Origin of the sequence: Nocardia sp. NPDC060220 (assembly GCF_042727815.1) — a bacterium.
In the GTDB taxonomy this organism is placed as follows: domain Bacteria; phylum Actinomycetota; class Actinomycetes; order Mycobacteriales; family Mycobacteriaceae; genus Nocardia.
In genome coordinates, this window is sequence record NZ_JBHWZY010000528.1 from 1 (window position 1) to 4,927 (window position 4,927).

General features: G+C 66.0%; 5 protein-coding genes. All 5 read right to left on the reverse strand.

Annotated features, from left to right (window positions below):
- Nucleotides 1-128 precede the first annotated feature (128 nt).
- Nucleotides 129-824 carry a 2'-5' RNA ligase family protein gene (locus ACFWF3_RS24250; RefSeq protein ID WP_379315402.1) on the reverse strand — a complete coding sequence of 232 codons (696 nt, stop codon included), beginning with the start codon at nt 822-824 and terminating at the stop codon, nt 129-131.
- A 129-nt stretch (nt 825-953) separates the two neighbouring features.
- Complete coding sequence (cutA, locus tag ACFWF3_RS24255) at nt 954-1,286, reverse strand: divalent-cation tolerance protein CutA (RefSeq protein ID WP_379315404.1); 333 nt, start codon at nt 1,284-1,286, stop codon at nt 954-956.
- Nucleotides 1,287-1,657: 371 nt separating this feature from the next.
- A complete protein-coding gene (locus tag ACFWF3_RS24260; protein WP_379315406.1) occupies nt 1,658-2,602 on the reverse strand; it encodes a PDR/VanB family oxidoreductase in 945 nt (314 codons plus the stop codon).
- 12 nt (nt 2,603-2,614) lie between these two features.
- Complete coding sequence (locus tag ACFWF3_RS24265; RefSeq protein ID WP_379315408.1) at nt 2,615-3,907, reverse strand: Rieske 2Fe-2S domain-containing protein; 1,293 nt, start codon at nt 3,905-3,907, stop codon at nt 2,615-2,617.
- A 40-nt stretch (nt 3,908-3,947) separates the two neighbouring features.
- Nucleotides 3,948-4,835, reverse strand: a complete 888-nt coding sequence (locus ACFWF3_RS24270; protein ID WP_379315410.1) for a TIGR03621 family F420-dependent LLM class oxidoreductase — start codon at nt 4,833-4,835, stop codon at nt 3,948-3,950.
- Nucleotides 4,836-4,927 lie beyond the last annotated feature (92 nt).

The following is a 4,927-nucleotide window of genomic DNA, read 5'->3' on the forward strand; positions in this document are numbered from 1 at the left end:
GGTCTGGCAGCGTGCTCACGAACTCGCCGACGTCGTCGATACGATCGATCGTCGCGTCGTTGGTACCTACCTGAGCGAGCTCGAGGACTGGACATCCTCGGCGAGCGTTGTCTCCGAGGGCGCTCGCCCTATCGAAGGGCGATAGTGGCAACGTCGTCCCATTCGTAGGAATCCTGGGATCGCCAAAGGCGGACGAGCTTGACCTGTGTGACCGCGATCGGGACGGGAACGATGTCGCGTAACTGTGAGACTCGCTCGAGGATGGGCGCGATCTCCTGACGCCGATTGCTGTAGGCGATCCCTATGTGGGGGCGGAAGTCGGAGAGGGGTTTTGACGCGGTGCCCGCAGCGGCGTTCACAGAGAGAGAACGCAGAATCGTGGCGAGCTGCCAGATCGAGGACCAGGGCGTCACCGAGAAGCGGACCGCTCCCGAGGAACCGGCCAGAGGCCCGACCTCGATCTCGAAGCTGTCGACGCGTTCAAGCGCTTCGGCGGCACTGGAGGTGACTACCTCGATGGCGGCGTCGCTGATCGAATCGGCGGCACCAACCCGGCACAGCGTCATGTGAAGCGACGACAGCGAGACCGGATGTAGGCCGAATGAACTCAAGCTTTGCTGGCATTGTCGAGCCGATGAAATCAGCTCGGCGTCCTCGAACGTCAAATACCAGTAGTACGCGGAGAACCCGCCGGGCCACGGTTTGACGGTGAAATGATCCTCCATGTGGGTCAGCGCTGAAAAAGCTGACCAGTCATTGCTCCTGATCGCATCGGCGTCGGTCAGCGCCGTCGGTGGCTCTGGAGGAAAAGGCCCGTGTTTCAAGACTCTCCATCGTAGTTGCCGGATTGCCGGTGAAGTTTGCTCGGACCAAACTAGGTCCCTGCATGGACTATGCCCAATTCGGATGCCCCAAGGTACGGGCCGGGACCGAACTGACCGCAGAGCGGGGCCCTATTCCTGCGACACTGTGGGGCTTTCGACCCACTGGGCGTATTCCTCGGTCGTCCAGGGAACCGGGGTCGCGCTGATCTCGGGCCGACTCCACGGATGCAGCTCCGCGATGCGCTCGGCGAGACGGTCCCGACCGGCCGCGGCGACACGGAAGGTCAACCTCCACTCCGGGCCGGTGCCGACTTTCCCGAGATGCCAAAACACGCTGTCCTGCTTGACGATCTCGGCCCCAGCGGCAAGACGTTCTCCGACCACGCTTTCCGCGATCGAGTGCGCGTCCTGTTCGGTCGGCAATGTCGTCGTCATCGCCCACACGCGAGATTCGGAAGCCATGGCAACGAGGCTAGCGATCTGCGTCAGCTTCTGTCATGACTCGGGGTTTGGTGTTCTCAGCACGCGATCGCGGGTGTGCTGTAGAGGCCGTGGACTATGAGGGCTACGGAGCACGCTCTGTAGTCGTTACTGGGTCGAGGTCGGGCGTGCGGCGGCATCGCGTCGTGCTCACACGATCGCTCTGGATGCTTTCATGCGAGCTGAAAGCATTGCGCCAAAACATTTTCGGAACATGGACGCCGTGCTGCTCGATCAACGGAATCGCGACGCGGCCGGTGCCAGCGCTGCTCACCACACAGGCGGCCTTGCCCTCGGGAACCGGTTGCCGCCGCTCATTTTCGAGCTTCGTGCCCAGACTCGGCCGACCGCACTCAGAGGTCCACCTCGAGGACGGGGGAGTGGGATCGTGACGAGCACGTGGTGAACATGCCGTCGGCGCGTTCGGTGTCGGTGAGGACGTCGTCGCGATGGTCGGGTTCGCCGGCGAGTACCCGCACGACACATTCCCCGCAGATGCCCTGCTGGCACGAGAAGGGCGCGTCGACACCGTTGTTCAGGAGGACATCCAGCACGCTGTGGTCGTCGCCGACGAGGTATTCGGCGCCGGTGGAGGCCAGGCGGACGGTGAATCCGGCCTCTTGCGACTCGGTCGGCGCGGTGAGGTCGGTGCCGAATCGTTCGGTGTGCAGTGCTGTGCGCGGCCAGCCGAGGGCTTCGGCTTTGCCTACGACGTAGTCCATGAAGCCGTCCGGCCCGCAGACGTAGACCGCGGTGTCCGGTCTCGGATCGCCCAGATCGCGGGTGATGTCGAGCAGCAGGCTCGGGTCTTCGTCGTCGAAATGGAACCGGACGCGGGGATTCGCGGACAGCTCGTCGAGAAAGGCCGCGCGAGAGCGGGTTCGGGCGCTGTAGTGCAGAACGTAGTCGGCCTCGGTCTGCTCGAGGTGCGTCAGCATGGCCAGCAGCGGTGTGATTCCGATGCCGCCCGCGATCAGTACATGGCTGTTCGTGTCGGCGAGCGGAAAGTGGTTGCGCGGGACCGAGATCCGCACCGGTTCGCCTACTGTGAGCGCGTGCATCGCCCGCGACCCGCCCCGCGAGTTCGCGACGTTCAACACCGCCAGGCGGTATCGGCCCGGCTCGGGCGGTCCGCACAGTGAATACTGGCGGACCAGGCCCGAACCCAGGTGCACGTCGACGTGGGATCCCGCTGTGTAGGAGGGGAACTCGGTGCCGTCGACCGGGGTGAGTTCGAACACCGCGATCTCGGGAGTCGCCAGGGTGCGGGCATGGACCACCGCATCGATCCAGGTCACGGGGTATCCCGGTCAGACACCGGCCGCAGGCACTGCTGCCACGGTCTCGTCCGCGGCTGCCGTGGCGAGGGTGAACAGACCAGCCTGGGTGTGCCGCACCGGCTCCTCGATCAGACTCACCCCCTGCGGATCACGGCCCGACTCCACGTCGTCGATCATCGTCCGCAGCAACCGGCGCAGCAGCACCACGCCCCGGTCCGTCGTCGCCAAGGTCTCCTCCGAATGCAGCGCGACCGGACCCTGCGAGGTCATCACCTCCCCGTCGCCGGGGAAGCGCTGACGTTCCTGGTCGGTCAGCTCCCAGGAGTTCTTGCCGTCCTGGGTGATGCCGAACAGGAACCGTTGCACGCGAGCGGGATCGCTCGCGCGGATGGAGAAGAATGCGCGATGGCGGGTGTCGTCGATCGGGACCGCCCAGATCACCATGTCGGCCTTGGTATCCGGAGTCAGCTCGACCCAGTCCGGCAGCACCGTGGCATTGGGCAGGTGCAACTCGGCGCCCCAGACCCGTTCGGTCCGCACCCCGTCGCGTTCCTTGTCCAGGAACCGGACACCGTACTTCGCCCCGAAGTCGGTGCGGTCGTAGCTGACCCGGCCCGGCAGGGTGTACGGGTCGAAGAAGTCCTCGGGGAAGCCGGTGGTGCCGGTGCCGAGGAACTGGTAGCCGCTGTGCTGGGAGTGCAGCCAGTTGATGTGCACCGGATCGATCGTGTTCTCGTAGATCAGCAGCCAGTGGAAATCCTGCTCGGCGCCGGTGACCGACAGTCCGGGGAACGGCCACTCGGCGAAGTACTGCTCACCCTCGGCGAGGTCCTCGAGCACGTCGTAGCGTGGCAGCACGGGCTTGCGGTCGGGCGGGCCCATGTAGACGAACACCAGCCCGTAGCGTTCCTCGACCGGATACCACGGCTGACGCGCGGCATCGCGGCGCTTGCCACGATCGGGTTCACAGGCCTGTTCCAGGCATCGCCCCTGCACGTCGTACTTCCACCCGTGATAGCCACAGCGCAACCCGTCGTCCTCGATCCGGCCGAAGAACAGACTGGCCCCACGGTGTGCGCAACGCTCGAAAACCACACCCGCGCGGCCGCTTCCGTCCCGGAAGACGACCAGATCCTCGCCGAGGACGCGGGTGCGATGGGGTGCTTCGGCGGTGAGGGTGGCTGAGGTGGCGATCGGATGCCAGTACCGCCGCAGCGCCTCGCCCATCGGTGTGCCGGGGCCCACCTCGGTCAGGCGTGCGTCGTAGGACGGGGCCTTGCGGCCGTATCCGGTACCGGTGTCCACCGTGGTTCGTTCGGTCATATCGGTCTCCTCCGCGTGCGAAAGACGTGGTGCTGCCCCGTTATCGGAGCGCCTGGATGATCGGGGCGAAGGCCTCCATCTCGGGTTCGAGCACGGTGTAGTAGGTCAGGCCGAGGGTCTTGCGCCGTTCGCGCAGGGTGTCGGCGTTCTCCTCGGGGGTGCCGAACAGCAGCGACGGCAGCTCGGCGAGCTCGTCGGGCGTGAGGTCGAGCCGGTTCTGCCAGACATCGGTCACGCCGTCGGTCGCGCCCTTGGGCAGCACCTTGTGTATGGGAATGTTGAACTCCACCTGGTCGATCCGGTCGCCGAGCAGCCCGCGCACGTAGTCGATCCGGTCGGTGACCTCGGTGATGCCACCCAGCTTCAGCCCGTCGCCGTCGCGGACCTCGGTGGTGCCGGTGAAAGCGATGATGTCGGCATGGGCGGCCGCCAAGCGCAGGACCCGTGCCCCGCGACCGGCGATCAGGATCGGCGGGCCGCCGGGCTGTTCGAACCGGGCGTACTGGTCGAGCTCGGAGTTGGGCTTGCGGAACTCGGCGACCGTGCGCTCGAGCTGGGAAACCCGTGCGCCCGCAGTGGGAAACGGGATTCCGGCCGCGTCGAACTGCGCGCGGTCGTAGCCGGCGCCCAGCCCGAGTTCCACCCGGCCGCCGGAGTAGCGGTCGACCGTGGCGAGGTCGCGGGCCAGCACAGTCGGATGGTAGAAGGCGGTGTTGAACACCAGCGTGCCGATGCGGATCCGCTCGGTCGCCTCGGCGGCCAGCAGCAGGGTCGGGATCGGGGCGGGCATGCCGAGGTGGTCCGACACCGAGATGACGTCGTAGCCCAGTTCCTCGGCCTTGCGTACCTTGGCGATCCATTCGGCCCTGGTGGACGGGGTGAACAGGCAGAGACCGAAGCGGAACGGTCGGTCGTACAGGGAAGTCATGACGCTCCTCGCGAGCTCATTCGGTGGCGATGTTGTCGGCGATCTTGGCCAGGACCGCGTTCGCGGCGAGGAATTCCTCCTCGGTGATGCCA

Bases quoted from the DNA above. Each gene is read 5' to 3' on its own strand.
- ACFWF3_RS24270 (WP_379315410.1), bottom strand. From the start codon at position 4,835: ATGACTTCCCTGTACGACCGACCGTTCCGCTTCGGTCTCTGCCTGTTC.
- cutA (WP_379315404.1), bottom strand. From the start codon at position 1,286: ATGGCTTCCGAATCTCGCGTGTGGGCGATGACGACGACATTGCCGACC.
- ACFWF3_RS24265 (WP_379315408.1), bottom strand. From the start codon at position 3,907: ATGACCGAACGAACCACGGTGGACACCGGTACCGGATACGGCCGCAAG.